General features: G+C 39.9%; 24 protein-coding genes. 7 read left to right on the top strand and 17 right to left on the bottom strand.

Going from position 1 to position 21,619, the window contains the following annotated elements; genetic code table 11:
* Positions 1 to 27: 27 nt before the first annotated feature.
* The 8 genes from nrdF to NSQ70_RS08435 all read right to left on the bottom strand — a co-directional run bounded on the left by nrdF (position 28) and on the right by NSQ70_RS08435 (position 6,199).
* On the bottom strand, positions 28 to 1,008 hold the full coding sequence (nrdF, locus tag NSQ70_RS08470) for a class 1b ribonucleoside-diphosphate reductase subunit beta (protein WP_024720404.1): 981 nt from the start codon (positions 1,006 to 1,008) through the stop codon (positions 28 to 30).
* Positions 1,009 to 1,025: 17 nt separating this feature from the next.
* A complete protein-coding gene (nrdE, locus tag NSQ70_RS08465) occupies positions 1,026 to 3,128 on the bottom strand; it encodes a class 1b ribonucleoside-diphosphate reductase subunit alpha (protein WP_017359033.1) in 2,103 nt (700 codons plus the stop codon).
* On the bottom strand, positions 3,088 to 3,480 hold the full coding sequence (gene nrdI, locus NSQ70_RS08460) for a class Ib ribonucleoside-diphosphate reductase assembly flavoprotein NrdI (protein WP_017359034.1): 393 nt from the start codon (positions 3,478 to 3,480) through the stop codon (positions 3,088 to 3,090). The genes nrdE and nrdI overlap by 41 nt, the downstream gene beginning before the upstream one ends.
* Before the next feature lie 265 nt (positions 3,481 to 3,745).
* Positions 3,746 to 3,958: a hypothetical protein gene (locus NSQ70_RS08455; protein WP_003212415.1), complete on the bottom strand. Its 213-nt coding sequence runs from the start codon at positions 3,956 to 3,958 to the stop codon at positions 3,746 to 3,748.
* A gap of 79 nt (positions 3,959 to 4,037) precedes the next feature.
* Positions 4,038 to 4,370, bottom strand: a complete 333-nt coding sequence (locus tag NSQ70_RS08450) for a YmzC family protein (RefSeq protein ID WP_217967182.1) — start codon at positions 4,368 to 4,370, stop codon at positions 4,038 to 4,040.
* A gap of 161 nt (positions 4,371 to 4,531) precedes the next feature.
* Positions 4,532 to 4,753 carry an RNA chaperone Hfq gene (hfq, locus tag NSQ70_RS08445; protein WP_003211269.1) on the bottom strand — a complete coding sequence of 74 codons (222 nt, stop codon included), beginning with the start codon at positions 4,751 to 4,753 and terminating at the stop codon, positions 4,532 to 4,534.
* 25 nt (positions 4,754 to 4,778) lie between these two features.
* Positions 4,779 to 5,729: a tRNA (adenosine(37)-N6)-dimethylallyltransferase MiaA gene (miaA, locus tag NSQ70_RS08440; RefSeq protein WP_039166571.1), complete on the bottom strand. Its 951-nt coding sequence runs from the start codon at positions 5,727 to 5,729 to the stop codon at positions 4,779 to 4,781.
* 68 nt (positions 5,730 to 5,797) lie between these two features.
* Entirely contained in the window at positions 5,798 to 6,199 is a 402-nt protein-coding gene (locus tag NSQ70_RS08435) for a YmaF family protein (RefSeq protein WP_007499437.1), read from the bottom strand.
* 104 nt (positions 6,200 to 6,303) lie between these two features.
* Here NSQ70_RS08435 and NSQ70_RS08430 point away from each other — a divergent pair, with 104 nt between their 5' ends.
* The 4 genes from NSQ70_RS08430 to NSQ70_RS08415 all read left to right on the top strand — a co-directional run bounded on the left by NSQ70_RS08430 (position 6,304) and on the right by NSQ70_RS08415 (position 7,926).
* Positions 6,304 to 6,567, top strand: coding sequence for a hypothetical protein (locus tag NSQ70_RS08430; RefSeq protein ID WP_017359036.1), 264 nt, complete (start codon positions 6,304 to 6,306; stop codon positions 6,565 to 6,567).
* 112 nt (positions 6,568 to 6,679) lie between these two features.
* On the top strand, positions 6,680 to 7,222 hold the full coding sequence (locus tag NSQ70_RS08425) for a TetR/AcrR family transcriptional regulator (protein ID WP_024720400.1): 543 nt from the start codon (positions 6,680 to 6,682) through the stop codon (positions 7,220 to 7,222).
* A 2-nt stretch (positions 7,223 to 7,224) separates the two neighbouring features.
* Positions 7,225 to 7,542, top strand: a complete 318-nt coding sequence (locus tag NSQ70_RS08420; RefSeq protein WP_017367286.1) for a multidrug efflux SMR transporter — start codon at positions 7,225 to 7,227, stop codon at positions 7,540 to 7,542.
* Between the two features lie 15 nt (positions 7,543 to 7,557).
* Positions 7,558 to 7,926: a multidrug efflux SMR transporter gene (locus tag NSQ70_RS08415; protein WP_024720399.1), complete on the top strand. Its 369-nt coding sequence runs from the start codon at positions 7,558 to 7,560 to the stop codon at positions 7,924 to 7,926.
* A gap of 45 nt (positions 7,927 to 7,971) precedes the next feature.
* Here NSQ70_RS08415 and NSQ70_RS08410 read toward each other — a convergent pair whose 3' ends face one another.
* Both NSQ70_RS08410 and NSQ70_RS08405 read right to left on the bottom strand, forming a co-directional pair.
* Entirely contained in the window at positions 7,972 to 8,421 is a 450-nt protein-coding gene (locus NSQ70_RS08410; RefSeq protein ID WP_024720398.1) for an OsmC family protein, read from the bottom strand.
* A 76-nt stretch (positions 8,422 to 8,497) separates the two neighbouring features.
* Positions 8,498 to 9,232 carry a poly-gamma-glutamate hydrolase family protein gene (locus tag NSQ70_RS08405; RefSeq protein WP_024720397.1) on the bottom strand — a complete coding sequence of 245 codons (735 nt, stop codon included), beginning with the start codon at positions 9,230 to 9,232 and terminating at the stop codon, positions 8,498 to 8,500.
* Positions 9,233 to 9,815: 583 nt separating this feature from the next.
* Here NSQ70_RS08405 and NSQ70_RS08400 point away from each other — a divergent pair.
* Positions 9,816 to 11,141 (top strand): S8 family peptidase, encoded by a 1,326-nt coding sequence (locus NSQ70_RS08400; protein ID WP_024720396.1) that lies wholly within the window; start codon positions 9,816 to 9,818, stop codon positions 11,139 to 11,141.
* 89 nt (positions 11,142 to 11,230) lie between these two features.
* Here the strand turns inward: NSQ70_RS08400 and NSQ70_RS08395 are convergent, their stop codons facing one another.
* From NSQ70_RS08395 to NSQ70_RS08385, 3 genes are all read right to left on the bottom strand, one after another.
* Positions 11,231 to 12,379, bottom strand: a complete 1,149-nt coding sequence (locus tag NSQ70_RS08395) for a Rap family tetratricopeptide repeat protein (RefSeq protein ID WP_024720395.1) — start codon at positions 12,377 to 12,379, stop codon at positions 11,231 to 11,233.
* Positions 12,380 to 12,544: 165 nt separating this feature from the next.
* Positions 12,545 to 13,294 (bottom strand): poly-gamma-glutamate hydrolase family protein, encoded by a 750-nt coding sequence (locus tag NSQ70_RS08390; protein WP_056704764.1) that lies wholly within the window; start codon positions 13,292 to 13,294, stop codon positions 12,545 to 12,547.
* Positions 13,295 to 13,608: 314 nt separating this feature from the next.
* Positions 13,609 to 14,082, bottom strand: coding sequence for a CarD family transcriptional regulator (locus NSQ70_RS08385; RefSeq protein ID WP_007499456.1), 474 nt, complete (start codon positions 14,080 to 14,082; stop codon positions 13,609 to 13,611).
* Between the two features lie 590 nt (positions 14,083 to 14,672).
* Between NSQ70_RS08385 and NSQ70_RS08380 the strand changes: the two genes are divergently transcribed.
* Entirely contained in the window at positions 14,673 to 15,074 is a 402-nt protein-coding gene (locus NSQ70_RS08380; RefSeq protein WP_170861578.1) for a hypothetical protein, read from the top strand.
* Positions 15,075 to 15,198: 124 nt separating this feature from the next.
* On the top strand, positions 15,199 to 15,735 hold the full coding sequence (bslA, locus tag NSQ70_RS08375; protein ID WP_024720390.1) for a biofilm surface layer hydrophobin BslA: 537 nt from the start codon (positions 15,199 to 15,201) through the stop codon (positions 15,733 to 15,735).
* 145 nt (positions 15,736 to 15,880) lie between these two features.
* Here bslA and NSQ70_RS08370 read toward each other — a convergent pair whose 3' ends face one another.
* The 4 genes from NSQ70_RS08370 to cotE form a co-directional block, all read right to left on the bottom strand.
* Positions 15,881 to 16,054: a hypothetical protein gene (locus NSQ70_RS08370; protein ID WP_217968002.1), complete on the bottom strand. Its 174-nt coding sequence runs from the start codon at positions 16,052 to 16,054 to the stop codon at positions 15,881 to 15,883.
* A 201-nt stretch (positions 16,055 to 16,255) separates the two neighbouring features.
* Positions 16,256 to 18,157: a DNA mismatch repair endonuclease MutL gene (gene mutL, locus NSQ70_RS08365; protein WP_342502546.1), complete on the bottom strand. Its 1,902-nt coding sequence runs from the start codon at positions 18,155 to 18,157 to the stop codon at positions 16,256 to 16,258.
* Positions 18,158 to 18,179: 22 nt separating this feature from the next.
* Complete coding sequence (mutS, locus tag NSQ70_RS08360; RefSeq protein ID WP_138278538.1) at positions 18,180 to 20,756, bottom strand: DNA mismatch repair protein MutS; 2,577 nt, start codon at positions 20,754 to 20,756, stop codon at positions 18,180 to 18,182.
* Positions 20,757 to 20,880: 124 nt separating this feature from the next.
* On the bottom strand, positions 20,881 to 21,426 hold the full coding sequence (cotE, locus tag NSQ70_RS08355; protein WP_007499466.1) for an outer spore coat protein CotE: 546 nt from the start codon (positions 21,424 to 21,426) through the stop codon (positions 20,881 to 20,883).
* Positions 21,427 to 21,619: the final 193 nt, after the last annotated feature.

Here is a 21,619-nt window from a genome sequence, read left to right as displayed (position 1 = left end):
GTGATGCGTTTTGACTTTTACGCTTTCTTATGATTCATCTCCAAAGAAGAAATCGTCATCTTTTAACGGCTCAACTGTTGCCTTTTTGTAGCCGTTCCCTTTCATTGAGAAGAAGTCATGTGACTTTGTTTTTGTATTGAGTCCGTTCAATACAATTGGGTTGATCTCTTCTTCTTCAAAGTAAGGGGCAAATCCAAGGTTCATTAACGCTTTATTGGCATTGTAACGAATGAACTTTTTCACATCATGCGATAAATTGACTTGGTCATAAATATCCTCAGTGTAATGAAGTTCATTTTCATAAAGCTCATTAAGCAGATCGATAGAGAAATCATAAAGCTCTTTTTGCACGTCTGGTGTTTGTTTGTTGTAAATTTCTTGTGCTAATAATCCAACATACACACCGTGAATCGCTTCATCGCGCAAAATCAAGTTAATGATTTCACCACTTTGCATGAGCTTTCCTTGACCATAGAAATATAGCGGGTAGTAAAAGCCGCTATAGAATAGGAAGCTTTCTAAATACACTGAAGCAACCATTGCTTTAAATAATGAAATCGGGTCATCCTTTTGAATGGAACGGTACAGACCTACAATCATATCTGCTTTTTTTTGCAAGAATTTATTTTTCTTGACCCATTCAAATACTTCACTAATCGTTTCAGTCGGTGCAAGTGTCATGAAGATATTTGAGTATGATTTTGCATGCACGGCATTTTCCATCATGGCCATAAAGTTTAACACGGCTTTACGCTGATGACCGTCCACATGTTCAGCCACTATCGGCATTCCTGTATTTCCTTGTTCTGTATCAAGTAACGTCAGCCCAGCCAGTACCTTCATGTACGTATCCTGCTCTTTTTCACCTAAATATTTCCATGTTAAGAGATCCCCGTTTAAGGAAATCTCCTCTGGAAGCCAGAATTGCTTGACGTTTTGGTTGTAAAACATTTGTGTAAAATCGTCTTCGTGTTTTGACCAGTTGGCTGCATCATAAATTTTTGTCACGTTAAACTCTCCTTTAATCAAACAACACAAGAAAGACAGCCTTCCTGCCCTGTATCCTTCGTTCTTGCATAATAAAGTGTCTTAATGCCTTTATGGTGTGCATAAAGATCGATGCGATTTAAGTCACGCGTTGTCATCGTATCTTTTAGGAATAATGTAAAGCTGATTCCTTGATCGACGTGCTGCTGAATGGTTGCGATCATATCGACCACTTTAAACATGTCCATATCGTATGCTTCTTTATAGAAGAACCAGTTTTGTGCTGAAAGTCCTGGCATTGGATAATACGTTTTGCTGTTTCCGTATGTTCTTTCTTCGATACGTTCCATAATTGGCATCACAGACGCTGTTGCCGATTGAACATACGAAATAGAACCTGTTGGCGCAATACATAATCGATAGCTATGGTACATGCCATTTTCCGCTACAAAATCTTTGAGTGCTGCCCAATCTTCTTTTGTTGGAATGTGCATGCCTTCAAATAGCGCAGCTGCTTTTTCTGTTTTTGGAGTGAAATCATTTTCTACGTATTTATTGAAGTACTCACCTGTTGCATAACCAGAGCCCTCATAACGGTGGAATGTTTCCCCTTTTTCTTTTGCAAGCTCACTTGAACGCTTAATGGAGTAATAGTTCACCATCATAAAGAACGTATTAGCGAAATCTCTTGCTTCTTCACTTTCATAAGCGATTTGGTTTTGAGCTAAATACCCGTGAAGGTTCATCGCACCAAGTCCAATTGACTTCATCGCTTTGTTCGCTTTTCTAACAGCTGGTGCATTGCGGATATCTGTCGTTTCAGACACAAGTGTAAGTGAGTCCGTTGCAAGCTTGACTGTTTTTTCAATGGATTTGTTTTTCATCACGTTCATGATATTTAAAGAACCAAGGTTACAAGAAATATCAAGTCCGATCTCATCATCTTGATCATAGTCCGTGTAAGAAGAGACTTCTGAAGCTTGAAGTACTTCTGAGCAAAGGTTTGAGAATTTCACACGTGAAATATGGTTCAGAGCGTGCTCTCTATTCACATTATCTTGGAACATGATATATGGATAGCCTGATTCTGAGCGCAGAACAGCTAATTTTTCAAGAAGTTTTCTCGGATTGACTTTTTCTTTTTTGACTTTCGGGTTTTCTACAAGCTCGTCATACATTTCTTCCATATCCATCTCATCAAGATGCTGTCCATAAGCTTTATAAACTGTATGAGGATAGAATGTGTAAGCTGTTTTATCTTCTCTAGCAAGCTCGATAAATTTATCTGGGATGACGACACCGATCGAAAGTGTTTTCACACGAACATCTTCATCCGCAGAGATTTTTTTCGTATCTAAGAAATCATTAATATCTCTGTGGAAAATATTCAGGTAGGCACTGCCGGAACCTTGTCTTTGTCCCATTTGATCTGCATATCGGAATGCATTATCAAGAAGTTTCATGACGCCTACGACACCTTTGGTCGCATTTTCAACATCTTTGATCGCTTCACCTTTCGCACGAAGCTTTGAAAGGTTCAAGCTGACGCCGCCGCCTAATTTAGACAGCTGCATGGAAATATCAATGGCTCTTGAGATATCGTTTAATGAGTCATTCACTTCAAGCAAGAAGCAGCTCACCAGCTCACCACGTCTTTTACGGCCTGCGTTTAAGAATGTTGGTGTACTTGGCTGATACTCTTGGTTGATCATCAGTTCCACAAACTCAAGTGCTTTCTTTTTGTCTCCGCCCGCAAAGAAAAGAGCCACAACTGAAATGCGGTCTTCATAGCGTTCAAGGATTTTCTTTTTGTCATTTGTTTTCAGTGCATAGTCATTGTAAAACTTAAACGCACTCATAAATGATGGGAATCTAAATTTCTTGGCATATGCAGCTTCAAATACTTCTTTAATATCTGACATGCTATATTGTCTTAAAAATTCTTCCTCATAGTAGTCGTTTTCTATTAAGTAATCAATCTTCTCTTCTAGATTATGAAAGAAGACCGTGTTTTGATTAATATAATCTACGAAATAACTATGTACAGCTTCTTTGTCCTTGTCGAACTGAAACTTTCCTTCTTTTTGAATCATAATCTCGTTATTTAATTGTATCCACTTTGGAACCTGATTTTGTGACAATTCTTTCTACCTCCTGTGTAAACAATTCAACATCCCTTTTTGTTCCGCTTAGTTCAAAGGTGTGCAAAATAGGAACTTGATATTGTTTAGAAATCGTATCGGCGCTTTTGGCAAAGTTATCTCCCCACACTTTGTTCCCACTCACCGCTACACCTAGTAAAAGGTGCGCATTTTTTTCTAAAAATGACTGAGTGGTACCAGGGACTTGTCCAAATCCTGTCGTAAAGGTGACGAGAATAAACGGCGTATCCAAAAACTCTTCTCCAGTCAATTTTCGTTTGTCTGTAAAAGGGGTCTTGTCCAAAAAGCGTTGAACATTTCCTGTTTTTGAATCAAATACGATTTGAATCAATTCCATCACGACCTAGTTTTTAGTATTGTTGATCATTTCGTTATTCACTATATATAGTATACTATGTTTTTTCAAAACACAACATATAGATACTCGAAACGAAAAAAATCAACCAACCCGGCCGAACATTCATAGCCGAACTCGTACGTTCAAATAAATAGAGCAGAGCAGGTTCTAAAAATAGACTGCCCTACTCCCTATTCAACTGAAACCGAAATCTATCATAACACGAAAAAAAATCGCTTAGTAGACTAGACTTTTTGTTTTATTTTTTGTAGGCATCGCACTGTAAATCTTCTGACACTTCTGTTATTTCCACTTCAACACCTAATTCTTTGAGCACCGCTTCAAGCGCAGAAACGATCGAGGCTTCTCTTACTAACTCTTTCCCGTTTACAGAAACGCTTGTTCCATATTCGAAACAGGAGTCATCTTCACAAGTTTGTTCCCAATGATTAATTTTAATTTTGTGTGTCATGAACTCATCCTTTTCTGTCTAGATGTCTAATGCATGTTTATAGTGTAGCGACTTCACATTCATTTGTAAATTTACGTGCTTACTCTTCATCAAAGTCTTCACTATCACCATCATCTTCATCCCATTCATCTATGTACTTTGTCGTAATGAGCGTCAGCTCTCCTTCTTTTTCATCAAACCGGTATACATGTACTTCATCATCTTTCACAACAGCAATGTGATTATTTTTTAGCGCAACAGATGATGGTAAAAGACCATCAACATGGCTCCCATCATGCTCACCAGAATGGTTATGCCAACTTTCTTGTCTCGTTTCGATGTTCGAGATGGTGCATGATCCAAATAAGACAACGATTCCAATCAAAAGAAGGATCACTCTAATCCTTCTCAATTCAAGCTCTGCATTTTCCATATAAATCCCCTCACCTTTTAAATGTCCAATAAGGATTTATACGCAACTTGGACAGAAAAGTTTCATGGCATACAAAATAGCCCCTCTGCACTGACAAAAAACGTAGCGGGTTTCGGCCGGTTTATTCGCAGCTGCATGGGGCTATTGGTGAAAACGGGTGTTTATTCTAATTCAAGATTTACATTTTTTTGAGGAGCAAATGTTGAAATCGCATGTTTATAAATAAGCTGCTGCTTCCCTTCTGTCTCAAGCAGCACCGTGAAATTGTCAAATCCCTTTACTTGACCGCGAAGCTGAAAGCCATTCAGTAAAAATACTGTGACAAATGTATTGTCTTTGCGGATCTGATTCAAAAATTGGTCCTGAATATTAATCGGTTTCATGTTTCGTCCTCCTTGATTCTGATAACTACAGTTTCGCTTTAAGTCCAAGCTTTCCTGCTATATATGCGAAAATTTCCTCTTTTTTGTCCGAAAAGTGGCAAGGTGGTGTCATATCAAACCAGGTGACATCCATTTTATTACGGAACCACGTAAACTGACGCTTCGCATATCTGCGGGAATTTTGTTTTAATTGCTGGATGGCTTCATCAAGTGAGCAATCGCCTTGAAAATAGGCATACAGCTCTTTATAACCAATCGCTTGAACAGACTGACAATCTTTCAAACCAGATTGATAAAGTGCGCTCACCTCTTCAATTAAGCCTTCATCTAACATCATATCAATTCTTTGATGAATGCGCTCGTACAAAAGCTCTCGGTCCATTTTCAGCCCAATGAAGGCAGTGTCATAAAGAGGAACTTCTTGATGCCCGTTTTGCATATCAGACATTTTCTGACCTGTTGTATGGATGATTTCAAGCGCCCTGATCACGCGGCGGACGTTATTCGGATGAATCGCTTTTGCAGCGTCAGGATCGGCCTCTTTTAGCTTTTCATACAGCTTGATCGGTCCATGCTGCTGCTTAAACAGCGTCATCTCTTCTCTAAAAGCAGGATCACTTTTCTCATCAGTAAACGTGTAATCATATAAAACAGACTGAATATATAGCCCAGTTCCACCAACAATCATGGGCGTTTTCCCTCTCGCAGCAATCTCTTTGATTTTTAAGCGGACAAGCTGCTGAAATTCAGCTGTAGAAAACGATTCATCCGGTTGTTTAATATCGATTAAATGGTGCGGTACGCCATTCATTTCTTCAGGGGTGATTTTCGCTGTTCCAATATCCATCCCTTTATAGATCTGCATGGAATCCCCGCTGATAATTTCTCCATTAAATGCTTTCGCTATATCAATGCTCAGCTTTGTTTTTCCGACAGCCGTCGGACCTACTAATACAATCACTGGTTGTTTTTTCATAACATCACTCTCTTTTACAAACTGCCTACAGTATAGCATAACTTCTCTTTCTCTCCTATATCCTCCCGTCACCAGCCAAGTGGTTCATTCCCGACCACTTCATATGTCTTTCCTTTTAAACGGTGCTTATGCGTTGGCCTTTCTTCATCTGGACTGTAAACGACTCCCCCGTATGGAATCGGGACAGAGTCGGTATAGGCAGAAAACGTGACTTCCTCAATTTCATGGTAGTGCGTCCCGTCCACTCTTGGGATAGCAGGTCCAGTGACGCCATAATATCTATGGAAATGCCCTCTTTCAAATGACGTGATCCCCCGGTAATAATGAGTATGTCTGTCGGTACTGCTTCCATTCACAGGCTGAGAAATACCCTCTATTAAATGATAATGTTCTTCTGTTACATCCGTTCGCGCTTTATAAGCATGTGCATGAGGTGGACATTTAGCCCAATCAGACGGATACAGGCCCATTTTTTACATTCCTCCTTATTTTAGGCATTCACCCAAACACAAGTGGGCCACTCGAATACACTGATGTCAGTTACAGTGATTTTATGTGAAAGGAGTCTTTTTTTATGAATTATTTTGACGCACCGTTTGTTCAAGATGAGATGAGAAGACCTTTTGGATTTGGACGCCCTGGTTTTGGTTTTGGAAGACCTGGGTTTGGGTTTGGGCGCCCTGGTTTTGGCTATGGGAGACCTGGATTTTTTGGACCGCCATTTTTAGGTGGTTTTGCTGGAGGGCTTTTAGCTGGGTCGCTTCTTGCTCCAGGATATGGCTATGGTTATCCTTATCCACCGCCATACCCGCCATATGGACCATACCCTTATTATTAAATATGACGATTTAGTGAAAACATCCTCTTATAAAATGAATCGATTGACACATTTGTTTTTCATAGGTTAACATTTACTTTACCGACCGTTCAGTAAAGTAGGTGTTTTTTTTATGTCTAAAACGAAAAAAGAACAAATTTTTGAGGCAGCAGCTCACACCATTCTAAAAGAAGGATTGAGTCAGCTCACCCTTCAGCAGGTGGCAGAACATGCAAATATGACCAAAGCCGGGCTACTGTATCATTTTTCGAGCAAGGAAGACCTGATCCAGCAAATGAATGAGCATGCGGTTTCCTCTTTTCGTCAGCAGCTTGACACGTATCAGGAAACATACAAAAACGAAAAGGCACCTTATGTACGTGCCTATATATTGGCCACATTAAATGACCTTGATAGACAAAACACCACACAGCTATGTACAAGCATGCTGGCTACTATGTCATTTGATGAAGCATTATTAAATCCTTGGCGTCATTTTTATGCGGAATTTAAAGAAAAAGCAACCGAGGAAATCAATGACCCTGCACTTAGCCAGCTGATCCGTCTTGCCTGTGATGGCATATGGTTTTCAGAAATGTTTCAGCTTGAACCATTGAACCGAGAGGAAAAAACCCTTTTACTTCATCGGATTTTACACATTTTAGAGGAGGGATGATGATGATCCTCGGATATCTTTTTTTGGCTATCGCCATTTTTTCAGAAGCAATCGGGGCAGCGATGCTGAAACTATCAAATGGTTTCACACGCTTTAAACCTAGCGCTGTCGTTGTCGCTGGCTACACACTTGCTTTTTACATGTTGTCATTGACCCTTAATATCATTCCACTTAGCATGTCTTACGCCACTTGGTCTGGGGTCGGTACCGTCCTCACGGCTTTTTTTGGCGTGCTCTTTTTCAAAGAAACCTTGAACCGTCAAGCACTTATTGGAATGGCGATGCTTGTTTCAGGGGTCGTACTATTAAATATGTCTTAAAGGATGTGAAGTGATATGAAAGGAATGCTTTATTTAACAGGAGCCATTTTGACAGAGGTTTTTGGCAGTACGATGCTGAAGCTTTCGCAAGGTTTTACACAGGTGCTGCCGAGTATGGGGGTGATGATCGGATTTGGATGCGCCTTTACCTTTCTCAGTTTGGCACTCAAAACAATTGATCTGTCATCTGCATATGCCACTTGGTCTGGGGTCGGTACAGCACTTACTGCTCTTGTGGGCCTCGTGCTATTTAACGAAACCATTCATATGAAAGGATTCATTGGTCTTGCACTTGTCATATGCGGCGTCATTGTCTTAAATCAATCCAAAAAACAAAAGGAAGAAAAGAAAGAACCATTCGATCAAACCGAATGGACGTCATAAAAAAAGTCATTTTCTCCATTAATCAAGAGAAAATGACTTTTTTACTTAATAACCAGCTTTGATGGTTTCTTCTAAGGAAATATGGACATTCCCTTGCACAGCTCTAGAGATCATACATGAGCTTTCAGCTTTATGTGCAAGCTTACGAGCTCGTTCTATGTCCTGTGCTGTAGCCGACTCTTTGAGAATGATGACAGGACGGTGAATGATTTTCTCATATGTAAACACACCGTTTGTCACATCGACAACTGCCTCAGAGCTCATCGATAAATCCTCTTTCTCTAATTGACTCCGCTCCATCATGGCTGCAAGTGTAATGATATAACATGTGGCCGCTGCACCTAGGAGCATCTCATCTGGATTTGTTCCAATACCCGGTCCATCCATTTCTTTTGGAATGGAAATCTCCGTCTTTAACTGTTCACATTCGATTGTCCCCACATCGTTACGCAGACCAGGCCAGCTTGCCTGAAGATGAAAATGATGACGCACCATATCTGTCTCTCCTTTTGTTATCACTTTTTATAGTGTAACAAGAATTCATCTTGCTGTCTTAAGATGTGCACCATCCTTACGTATATTCTTCATCCAGCACCGTTCGAATCGCCCTGACATACCGGTAGAACGTCTCGTTTTTTGTACTCGACCGCTGCCGAAAATCGAAACTGTCAAATAACGCTTCCCGTTGACTTCTACTAATCTCAAGCTGTACACTTTGCCCTGTTTTTGTAAGATTATTAATATTATGATTGCTCGTTCCGCTTAGGGTTGCGTGTGCAACTGCAAGTTCAGCAGAAAAACCGTTGCGCTCTAATGAGTTCACAATTTTCTCAGCACGGTTATAGTCTGTTCCGCCAACAAGGGTGTGATCAATTCCCGGCTCCCCTTTATAACCATGAACAGCTAAGACATAATCATGTGCTTTTGCCTGTGCGACTCCGATTGGTTCATCGAAGTTTGTACTTGTAATATGAAGTTCTGATGCATTTTCTCTAAAACCTTCAAATAAGTACGTAGAAAAATCGTTATCAAAAAAATGGACAATCTCACTAACGCCGCCTTCGATTCTCCCGCCATGAGGCGACATCACTAGAAGACGGCTGCCGGGCACTGGATTGGATGTAATTTGATAATGATCTGTTGATTCATTCTCTTCCAGTTCTTTAAAATTGCGATACATATCATTTGAACCGCTTTCGTCTTCTCCACCTGATGACACTGGCTCATCATGTTCCTGTGCTTGCATGGTATAATAGACGCCCCATCCGATGACAAGCAGGAGAAGCAAAGCAAAAAACTTCTTCATTCCCGTTCTCCTTTAACAGATTTCTAAGCCGTTTCTATGATTAATATTGAATCATCATTTCTTTTCATTTTTTCCACATTTTCTCTTCAAATTTGATCATAACACTCTAGATCATGAGATTCCTCAAAAATAAGATAATTGCATTTATATACACAGAAACGCCTCTCCTGATTGAAAACAGAGATAGAATAGTATGACAAACAAATGAAGTTATGTTTAAAATGACCTAGTCCTACCCAGTCTGTTTTCTTTAATTCGTCTTTTTTTTATGCGAATTTGATTTTTTTCATCTGGAATGAATCACATTTGTATGAGCATTGACCCTGTCTAGAACCCCCTTTTTTCTGCAGAATCCTCTGTTTTACTGGTTCTCTAAGAAGAACTCTCCCACCTATCATCGGCAGTTTTGATATGATTTCCACCTTTTTCTATTATTTTACAAAATGTAAGCGCTTTTCTTTTTAAAGGGAATGAGTCAGCCGCCAATATGAACAAAAGAAGGGACAAGAATCCGAACAAAGATGCTGTCATGTTCATAACGTAAGAGTGTACGAGAATGGATAGCTAGAATGGAGGGCATCACATGTTTGGATTTTCCATGGTACAAATGGTCAGAACACATGCTAGTAAATTGGATCAGCCTTTAAGAGAAACCGTCCTTCACCTCTATAAGCCTTTTAAGTGGACGCCTTGTTTTCTTCATCGTTTTTTTGAAGGAAGGTTAAAGAAGAGCAAGAAGCTTCGGGTCATCATTGAATTTAAAGAAGATGCAGTTGAAGCAGGTATTCAAAGCACAAAGCAGCTAATGAAAAAAAGCAGAAAAACAAACATCAAAAAACATTTTTCACATATTAACTGCTGCGCTGCTGATCTTACCCCTGCTGCTTTAGAGGAACTCTTAGCAAATGGGGAGCATATTCGCAAAATATATTTAGACAGACAGGTACATGCACTGCTGGATGTGGCAACACAATCAAGTCATGCGGATGAAGTCGTCCGAAATGGCACGACCTTAACCGGTGAAGGCATTACGGTTGCGGTCGTTGACACAGGCGTATACCCACATGAGGACTTAGATGGAAGAATTCGCGACTTTGTAGATTTAGTCAAACAAAAAACGAAACCTTATGATGATAATGGTCATGGTACGCATTGCGCTGGGGATGTGGCTGGAGATGGAGCTGCCTCAGACGGCTTATACAAAGGACCCGCTCCAAAAGCCAATATCATTGGGGTAAAAGTGTTAAATAAACAAGGCGCTGGATCACTTTCTACTATTATAGAAGGTGTTGAGTGGTGCATACAGTTCAACGAAGACCATCCTGATGACCCAATTCACATCATCAGTATGTCACTAGGCGGCGATGCACAGCGTTATGATGACGAACAAGACGATCCGATGGTGCGCGCTGTTAATGCAGCATGGGATCAAGGGATTGTCGTATGCGTTGCTGCTGGGAACTCCGGTCCTAACAGTCAAACGATCGCAAGCCCTGCCGTGAGTCAAAAAGTCATTACAGTCGGAGCCTATGATGATCGAAATACGCCAGAATCAAGTGACGATGTCGTGGCACCATTTTCGAGCAGAGGTCCAACGGTCTACGGTGAAACAAAGCCCGACCTCCTCGCACCAGGAGTCAATATCGTCTCTCTTAGATCACCAAGATCATTCCTAGATAAACTAGATAAATCAAGTAGAGTCGATGATGATTATACGACGTTATCTGGCACTTCGATGGCGACACCCATTTGTGCCGGTATCTGCGCACTATTATTAGAGCATTCACCAGATTTAACACCTGATGCAGTCAAAACTTTATTAAAAGAAAATACAAGCAAGTGGTCTGGAGAGGACCCAATGATTTACGGAGCAGGTGCCATCGACGCAGAAAAAGCAATCCAAGAATAAATAAAAAAGCCCTTTACGTTTTTCGTAAAGGGTGTTGTTTTGTCTGTTTTTATGTGTGAAGTCTTTCTTCTACTTGAGCAGCTGACATGTTATGCTTCGTTCTCATACATCTCATCTCCTTTTTGAATGTGCGTACGCGCTTCGATCACAATTTCAAAAAAAGTGGAAGATTCCTTGTACATGTCGCGTTCCTTATAATAATTAGCCGCATCAAGTGCCAATTCCTCTAAATCAGCAAACATTTTTTTGTTTCGTAGTCCCAAAAGGGCTGATCTCAATTGTTTAGAGCTGTCTGTTTCTATATAGAGTGCCTGTAAAAATTGGAATTTCAATTGATAAATTTCATCTCCCAATATAGAGGCCTGATTCATGCCTTCCTTTATAGTCTCACTCGCTCGCTCCATATCTTCGAGTTTAAAACAAGTAAGAGCCAGTGAAAACAATGATTTGATCATCGTTGCAGCTTGATCTTTTTGATAAAGTGAAATGGCTTGTTCAAAGAAGACAGTCGCTGTATGATAGGTTCCCATACTATAATGACAAGTTCCTAAGTTATTGAGGGCCATCGCCTTAAAATAAGATGTGCATTCTTTTCTTTCCATTGCTTCACACACTTTTAAAGCTTTTTCTAAATACGGGAGCGCTTTTTGATGCTGATTTACATCAATCCAATTACCTGCCATCACAAAATCGCATTGAATGCTTCTTTTTCCATAAAGCTGATGTTTCTTATAGATGTCTCTCGCTTTTTTCGCATAATGCATAGAAAAATAGGTTTGTTTCATATGATAGTATACTTCAGCAATTTTATAATAAAATTCCGCTTTTTCGATCTCATCTGTCACTAAGATCAGCTGATGTTCCGCATGCTTATAATAAGAAATGGCTTCGATATACCGGTGCTGGGTAAATGCATACATTCCATGGAAAAAATGAAAGTAATAGCCCAATAAACCCGTCATCTCATCTTCTGCCTCTTCAATTTCTTTTGGAAAAGAAACCGCTTGAAGCGATTCATTCCCTGCATGGACTGGCGTTAAGTGCTGAAGCATCATTTGATGGCGAAAATCCATGAGAGAATAATAGAGTAATAAATCTTGATCTTCTTCCATCTCATGAATGTCTTCTTCAACAAGGCGCTTCATATCGTTTGCCTGATCAACTTCAAATTTGCAAATATGTGTGTACCATTGATTGATTTTTACACCTACTTCGGAAGATGGTATTTTGTGTGCCATCCACTTCAGCCCCATTCTATCATATCAAACTGATAACTATTATTTTACATAATTTATGATTTTAAGGCAAATTGCTATTTATTTCATATTTTACGTTGGTTTTGCACATTTCTATCTTTTTTACCAAGTTTAAAGAGAGTACTTTTTCCCATCAAAACCTTTTTTCTACGAAGAAGGGTCGAATTCTCTAAGCACTTCTTTTAAACCACTGACATAGCGACTAAATGCTTTTTTCTTTCCTTTTCTCGTATCAAAGTTGTCAAAAAAGGCTTTTCTCTGCGCCGTACTAATTTCTAACTGGACACTTTCTCCACTTGCATTTTGATTATTAATGTTGTTTGGATCCGTTCCAGAGAGGCGCTCACCTTTTTGCACGAGCTCTGCGGAGAAGCCCCGGTCTTTTAGTTCTCGCACAACCGCTTCTTGCATTTTTTCGTTTGTCCCGCCCACAAGTGTATGTCTTCTATCACTTTTATAGCCGTGAATGGATATAGAAAAGGGATATGTTTTAATCATTTGAACCAAAATCGGTTCATCGAATTTTGTACTAGTGATATGCAAGTCACGATTGTTGTCTTGTTTTGTCCCTTCAAATAAATACGTAGAGTACTTCTTTTCAAATGCTTCTACAATTTCACTTGTTCCTGGTTCAATTTCGCCGCCATGAGGAGAAAAGACAAGTAAGTCACTTCCCCCTTTTTCATGAAACTCTATCTCATAGCCGTCTCTTTCATGCCGTATAAGCTGTTTAAAACTTTCATATTGATCCCCTTTTTTTCGCTCTTTCTTATACTTTTCTACTTCTTCATGATGTTGTTTTTGCTCTTTATTTTCTTGGATAGAATGGCTGCATTTCACCATTAAAAGAGCACACAGGATGAGAAAGATGAATCCACATATGAGTAGTCTTTTCATTTCACCGCTCCTTTTCATTCTCTTCGATGTCATCTTATCGCATTATTTTACTATCAATCGCTAAAAGAATTCAAAGAATGTCCGGCTCCTTTTCATGAATCAGGAGAACTTACCTGTTTTTTTATGTTGCCCTAGGTATTTTCGGCTTCTTTAAAACGGTTCATGTGCAAGTAAAAACTAAATCCTATGACCTCATTTTAGTTTTAGTCAAAAACGCCTACAAAATTGGGAATTTTCATCTTTTTTCAAATAAAAAAGCTGTAAACAAAAGGAATATCTCCTTCTGTTTACAGCCAGTCTCTGTATATCCAGCATTAAACTCTTAATTCATTCTCTAATGCTGTCAGCACTTCATCTTGCGACATGCCTTGTGCAAGTGAAATTTCGCTCACTAACATGCCCCGTGCATCTTCAAGCATCTTCTTTTCACTAGAATTTAAGGCTTTTTTCTGATTACGTCTCATCAGATCTTTGACAACGTCTGCACCATCTTCAATCGAACCTGTTTTTAACTTTTTCAGATTTTCATCATATCTTTGCTTCCAAGTAAGCGTGTCGTCGTTTGTTTCTTCTGCAAAATTGTTCATCACAACTTTCAGCGTAGCTTGATCAGCTACTGGACGTATACCTAGTTGATTGATTCTGCCTTTTGGGACCATCATCTGCATATTCGGCATTTGAATCAGAAAATATTCCTGCGTCTTACCTAAAATCTCTTTTTCTTCCATTCCTTCAATCACACCGGCTCCATGCATTGGATAAACAATTTTATCACCTATTTGAAACAAATCCGCCACCTCCGAAAGTATTCACAATATCATTATAACACATTTCAGCAGAGGATAAAAATTTATATTTTATCATGTTAATTTAGCACTAGTCAATTCTTTTTATTTGAGTTTTTAAAGAATTAGCCTTTTTTTACAAAAGGAGCGCCACCATCCAGTCCTCGTACACCTTGCTTGCATATACTAGCATTGAGTCACATTTAGGAGGGATGACAATGTGCAAATGCAAGAGCAAACATTCCCACTCAAAATGCTATAAAAAGCATGACGATCATCATCATATTGATCCGTGTGAAAAAAAGAAGTTTTATCATAAAAAAGATGATTGGTTTGAGAGCGATTTTTGGGATACGTCAAGAAGTTATGATCCCCATTATTTTCCTAAAAGTGTCTGCAGCAGATGTAAGAAGCGTCGCAGAAAAAGACATAGCTTCTCATTTTAGCGTTTGACGCTGCACCTGCTTTTTGTTTTCCCGGCTGAAAAGCCGGTTTTTTTGTTACATGTCGTTCTTTTCTTTCATATGGATAGGCTCATGAAACAGGTGCAGCTCATAAGATATGGCAACCTGAAAAAAAGGATGAGATACAAAATGAATAATATGAATAACCAAACCAACCATTACCATCAAGGAAATCCCTATCACACGTTTGAAAATGTGTATACAGCCAATCATGAGCATATGATCGCACCAAACATGCATGACCCTATGAATATGCCAAATCATTATCATACCGGTAAAAAAGATGCTTATAGCGGACACCATCCGCATCATCATTCAGCCTATTCCCCTTTTACGAAGCAGTATGAATCCTATTCAAACGTACAAATGAACGATCACCATCACTTCGGTCACTACGGCGGTTATGGTATGGCTCCCTACCATCCACACGGCTATCATGATATGCAGATGATGATGCCTGCAAATCATCATATGACAGGAAATGCTTACGGAATGAACCAACCAAATGCATTCCTACCTCGTTATTACTAAAAAACAAGCAAAATAAGGGTATAAAATACCATTTAATGACATATAGGAATATGGTAACCTTATAGGTAAATAATGGATGTAATCATCTATTATTTACCTATAATCAACAAGGGGGAAGGAAGAAATGAAGAAAACATGGACAATGATTATGATGGGGATGCTTACATTGGTCATGGCACTCTCAGTACCGCTAGCCGCATCAGCTGAAGGGGCTAAAACAGAGGAAAGCAAAGCTTCAACGAATGCAAGGCCAGCTGCCCTTTATGCAAAAATCACAGGAGCAAGTAAACAAGAATGGTCTTTTTCTGACATTGACCTGACTTACCGTCCAAATTCTGTTCTAAGTATTGGTGCAGTTGAATTTACTTTACCAGCAGGTTTTCAAGCCACAACAAAGGATATTATCAATGGAAAAGCTTTAAAAGACAGTTACATTTTGAACAATGGAAAAACTGTTCGCATTCCAGCTCGTTTCGATTTATTCGGAAGTTCCCAATATACATTACAACTTTCTCATAAAGTACTTCCTGCTGCAGGTACATATACGTTCCGCGCAGAAAATCGTGCGATCAGCATCGGTTCCACATTTTATGCAGAGGATACGATTGATATTAATAAACGGCCAGTTGTCGTCACACCGCCAAATCCTTGCGGATGCTAAACAAAAAAGCGCTCTTAGAGCGCTTTTTCTCATTTATCACATGTCTTGCCGCTGTGCTTACTGCATTTTATATAATTGTTACACCATATCTCATGATGGTCTGTCATCATTTAGTTGGCAAATCCATATATGGCGTTTTTTATTGTTATTTTTGCTCTTTTAGTTTTTTAAAAATCACAAATTGATATACGCCAAATAGTAAGGTTAGGATCATAATTGCGGTAAATAGTTGATCGACTGGAAGCAAAAAATATACGACAAAAAAAGATAAAAGCAAAACAAAGTAACCTATATTGAACGCTTTTTTGAATGTCATCATATTCCCTCCTTTTTACAATCATATCACGCTTCACCTAATCGTATAACCAAATAACAAAAACCCCTATTCATTTGAGGAAAGGGGTTATCCTTACAACATGACAGCGGATGTTTATCTTCACATCACAAAAACACGAAACAGACTATCGGATTGAAAAATTAATTGGTGGGCAAACCGATTCACCCACCAGCTAAAATCCTTCTACATCACCCGTTTAAACATTTTTTCCATTTCATATGTGGAATGATGAATCATAATCGGCCGGCCATGCGGACATGTAAATGGGTCTTGTGTTTGCCGGAGTTCATCTAATAAGGCTTTGATTTCATCGTGACGCAAATGACGATTTGCTTTAATCGAGCCTTTACAGCTCATCATGATCGCCGCTTCTTCTCTCAGTTTCTTGATATCCACACGCTTTTCATCAAGTACTTGCTGAATGATTTCTTCGATGAGTTCAGCCTCTTCTCCTTTAGGAAACCACTGCGGATGCGATCGAACGATATAGCTGCCTGATCCGAATGGCTCTAAGAAGACCCCTACTTTTGCTAAAATATCGATATGCTCTTCAATAATCAACATATCGTTTTTTGAGTAGTGAAAGGTTAATGGAACAAGCATTTCTTGCACTTCCTGTTCAATGTCTCCTACCTTTTCACGAAAGTACTCATACTTGATTCGCTCTTGGGCAGCGTGCTGATCGATGATATAAAGACCGCGTTCATTTTGAGCCAAAATATACGTTCCGTGCATTTGTCCAATCGGATACATCACAGGGACACGTTCACTTTCAGCCTGATGCTGGGCTGCACTGTCTTCCAGTATCACTTCGTCATGTTGTTCATGCGAAGCTGCAGATTCCTCTACATATACATGGTCAAATGTTTCTTCAGACGCTGGTAAAGTCGCTTCCGTACTTTCCGGTTCACACACCCCGTATGTGTCGTTCTGACTGGTCTCGTATACAGCCGATGCGAGCGAGTCCGGCTCATAGGAAACAGGTGTTTCCATTCGGCTATTCATTGTTTGTTTAGAATCAAAAGATAAAGACTGCTGCTCATTTTTCACTGCTGCTGGCATTGGTGCTTTTTTTGGCACTGAAGCACTTGGAATAAGCTGCTGCTTTTGAAAGACGTCTTTAATCCCTTGTTTGATCAACTCATGAAGTTCCTGCTCTTTACTTAGTCTGACTTCAAGTTTAGAAGGATGTACGTTCACATCGACTAAAATTGGGTCCATCTTCATCTCAATAAATGTAATCGGATGGCGTCCAATCGGGAGCAGTGTATGGTATCCTTCATGAATGGCTTTCACCAGCGGGAAATGCTTGACATATCTACCGTTGACAACAGAAGACATATAATTACGTGATGCCCTTGTCACTTCTGGTAAGGAAATATAGCCTTTCACTTCAAAATCAAGTGATTGTACATGTAGTGGCAGCATTTTTTTGGCCACTGCCGTTCCATAAATGGCCGCAAGCACATGCCGCACATCTCCGTTTCCATTTGTTTGAAGCAGCACTTTTCCTTGATGTCGCAAACGAATCGACACTTCTGGATGAGCAAGTGCAATTCGGTTCACAACATCAGAAATGTTGCCAAGCTCCGTATGAACAGTTTTCATGTATTTTAGACGAGCTGGCGTATTATAAAATAAATTGGTGACCACAATTTCGGTGCCGCGACGGCCAGAGGTTTTTTTCTCCGAAATGATCTTCCCGCCTTGGAGAGCTATGTGTGTTCCAGCACCTTCACCGGTACTTGTCTTCATTTCTAAGTGAGAGACGGAGGCAATACTTGGCAGCGCCTCCCCCCTGAAACCGAGCGTCCTGACACGAAACAGATCATTTTCATCTTTGATTTTACTCGTCGCATGACGCTGAAAGGCGAGCTTACAATCTTCAGCATCGATTCCCACCCCATTATCAATAATTCTAATAGAAGAAAGTCCTGCTTCTTCTACATCGATTTCAATGACAGTACTACTAGCATCGATCGCATTTTCCACGAGCTCCTTCACGACCGAAGCCGGGCGTTCGACCACTTCACCAGCTGCAATTTTATTTGATAGGTCATCGGATAACTGAATAATCTTTGCCATTTCTTGCTCACCTCACCTTACATTATAATTTCTTTTGCAATTCATATAGCTTTGTCATCGCTTCAAGCGGTGTCATATCCATTAAATTAAATGACTTCAATTCTTCGATCACTGCTTGATCTTTGTTTTTCAGCACAGGTTTTGTTTGCGGTTTTTCTTCCACTTCAAAGAAAGAAAGCTGCTGTTTTTCCTCAGCCATTTCTTTTTTCGGGGCTTTAGAGACGCGCGGAATCACTTCATGTGATCCGCTCTCAAGCTCTGTTAAGATGGTCTGGGCTCGATCAATGATCGCATCAGGCAGTTCAGCAAGCTGCGCTACATGGATGCCGTAGCTTTTATCCGCTGCTCCTTCTTTGATTTGATGTAAGAAAACAACTGTCCCTTCATGTTCTTCTGCTCGTACGTGGACATTTTTCAGTTCGCTTAATTGGGATTCCAGTACCGTCAGTTCATGATAATGGGTAGAGAAAAGCGTTTTGGCTCCAATATGATCATGCACAAATTCAATGATAGCCTGTGCAAGAGCCATTCCATCATAAGTGCTTGTCCCGCGTCCAATTTCATCAAATAAAATCAAGCTATTCTTTGTCGCATGTACCATCGCATTTTTTGCTTCGAGCATCTCTACCATAAAAGTACTTTGACCAGAAATCAAATCATCTGCCGCCCCAATACGTGTAAAGATTTGATCAAAAATCGGAAGGGTTGCCTTTGATGCTGGCACAAAACAGCCAATTTGCGCAAGAATCGAGATCAATGCCATTTGTCTCATATATGTGCTTTTCCCTGACATATTCGGACCAGTAATGAGCAAGGTTTGTCTCCCTTTGCCCATTTGGCAGTCATTCGGCACATACTCTTGATGATCCATCACTTTTTCAACAACAGGATGACGACCATCAATGACTTCCACTTCATCTGATGAAAATTCAGGGCGGACATAACGCCGCTTTTCACTCACAGTCGCAAAGCATTGCAGCGCATCAAGCTCACTCATTTGTTTTGCGAGCAACTGTAATCTAGGAATATAGGCTTTTACTTGTTCCCGAAGCGCAGAAAATAGTTCATATTCCAATTCACTAATATTTGATTCCGCCTCAAGAATAAGGGCTTCTTTTTCTTTCAATTCAGGTGTAATATACCGCTCTGCATTGGCAAGGGTTTGTTTTCTTTCGTAACGGCCTTCTTCTAATAAATGCGTATTTGCACGGGTCACTTCGATATAGTAGCCAAACACTTTATTAAAGCCGACTTTCAACGATCGAATGCCTGTATATTCTCTTTCTTGCTGTTCAAGACGAGCGATCCAATCTTTCCCGTTTCGGCTCGCATCACGATATTCATCTAATTTTGCATTGTAGCCGTCTTTAATCAAATTGCCTTCTTTTAACGTCATCGGCGGATTCTCATAAAGAGCATCTTCTAATAAATCAAGTAAATCACCGCATGGGTCAATGTCATTTGCTCTAGATTTCGCCATATCCTCCGGGAGAGAATGGACAAGCTCTTTAATAGCCGGCACTTGTTTGAGAGATTCTTTCAATTGAATAAGATCTCGGGCATTCACATTTCCAAATGCCACACGGCCTGCTAGACGTTCAAGATCATACACTTGCTTTAAACGTTCTCGCAGATCCTCTCGCTCAAAGAAATGTTCCATCAGAATTTGCACCATTTCCTGGCGTTCTTTGATTTGTGAAAGGCGGATGAGCGGACGATCGATCCATTGCTTCAGCAATCTTCCGCCCATTGCCGTTTTTGTTTCATCTAAGAGCCATAATAAAGAACCCTTCTTGCTTTTTGAACGGATGGTTTCTGTTAATTCAAGATTTCTTTTTGAGTAAAGATCAATTTTCATTGTTTGTTCAAGCTCAAATACTTGAACTTGCTGAAGATGATCAAGACTCCTTTTTTGCGTTCTTCTTAAGTATGCATAGAGTGTTAAAAATGCTATTTTCAGATGCTCGTCAAGATGAGAAACGAGTCGTTCAGCTTCATCTATTAATTCATCGCTATCTTCGTATGAGATGGTCGCTTGGCAGCGTTCCTTCAGGGTTTTCACTGTTTCTTCATCGAGCTGCTTTGATACCACAATCTCTTTTGCACCGACAGAATAAATTTCAGACACAACTTCATCTAACCGTTCAATGAAAGCCGCCATGTTTTCACCTGTTGATAAATCGGAAAGCGCAAGACCGTAGCCATTTTGAAAGCTGGAAACAGACGCGATAAAGTTATTTTCGTTTTCATTCAGTCCTTTGCCATCCATGACCGTACCTGGTGTAATCAGTTGAACGACCTCTCTTTTGACCACACCTTTTGCCGTTTTAGGGTCTTCCACCTGCTCACAAATGGCGACTTTATAGCCTTTTTCTATCAGTTGTTCTATGTATGCAGACGCAGAATGATATGGAACACCACACATTGGAATCGTGCCGCCATCCCTGCTTGTTAACGTAATTTCTAATTCTTGTGCTGCTTCTTTTGCATCATCAAAAAACATTTCATAAAAATCGCCTAAGCGAAAAAATAAAAAGGCATCTTGGTAATCTGCCTTGATCTTTAAATATTGCTGTATCATGGGCGTATAACTTGCCATATTTCTAATCCCTCACTATATTACTTTCGAATTCATACCATCTTTCATTATAGCATAAAAATTCACCTTTTTTCCCTAGATCAAGGCACAAAAAAACTAGGGGGATATGCGCCCTAGTCATCAATTACTCTTCTGGATCACCCGCGAGGAATTCTGGATGAATATCTTCTAATTCCTCATCCACTTCTTCTTCCCATTCGTGATCATCTTTTTCTTTCCAGCTTGAATTGACTTCTACAACAATTTTGGTTTCCCCTACTACTTCAGCAATGAATTCACGCTCTGCTTGAACGACAATTTTATTGCCATTTGGAGAAATGGTGACTTCTAAGCAATTGGGCTGCTGTAAGACTTTCGCAATCACTTCGTGCTCATCATCAAGAAAGTTTTTATCTTTATATCTCAGTTTGATGATATCTACATATTTTACACGTTCTGTGACCACTTCGGTTTTCGTGTTGTCTGCGTAAGAATACCACACGTTAATATCAAATGTACCTTCAATCTCAACTGTTTTACCGACCTTTTCAGCATCATACTTATGATTAATGATCCAACCGCCTAGGATGCTGGTTGGTTTTTGCGATGGAGAAATGGTGTGTGTGCTTTGGGTAAATTTCCTCCCTTTTGCAACCACCGCTTTTGTAATAATTTCTCTGTATTCAGACATTCCGGCATGCCTCCTTGTTCTTGATCGTTTTATCTTATGCTGGGCATTCGTCTAGTGTGTCACGATTTTGAGTCTCATGTTCAATTAAATTCATTTCTGTTTCAGTGTATGCATGGTCGCCCATAAACTTGCCTTGAAAATTGGAAAAGTTGGAGAGTGAGAGATTGGGGTTGACTGAAATGGTGTAATTTGA

The sequence above is a fragment of the Bacillus sp. FSL R5-0397 genome (assembly GCF_038593395.1).
GTDB classification, from domain to species: domain Bacteria; phylum Bacillota; class Bacilli; order Bacillales; family Bacillaceae; genus Bacillus; species Bacillus altitudinis.
The sequence above is the reverse complement of the archived record's forward strand: the minus strand, read 5'-3'. Positions and strand labels throughout refer to the sequence as shown.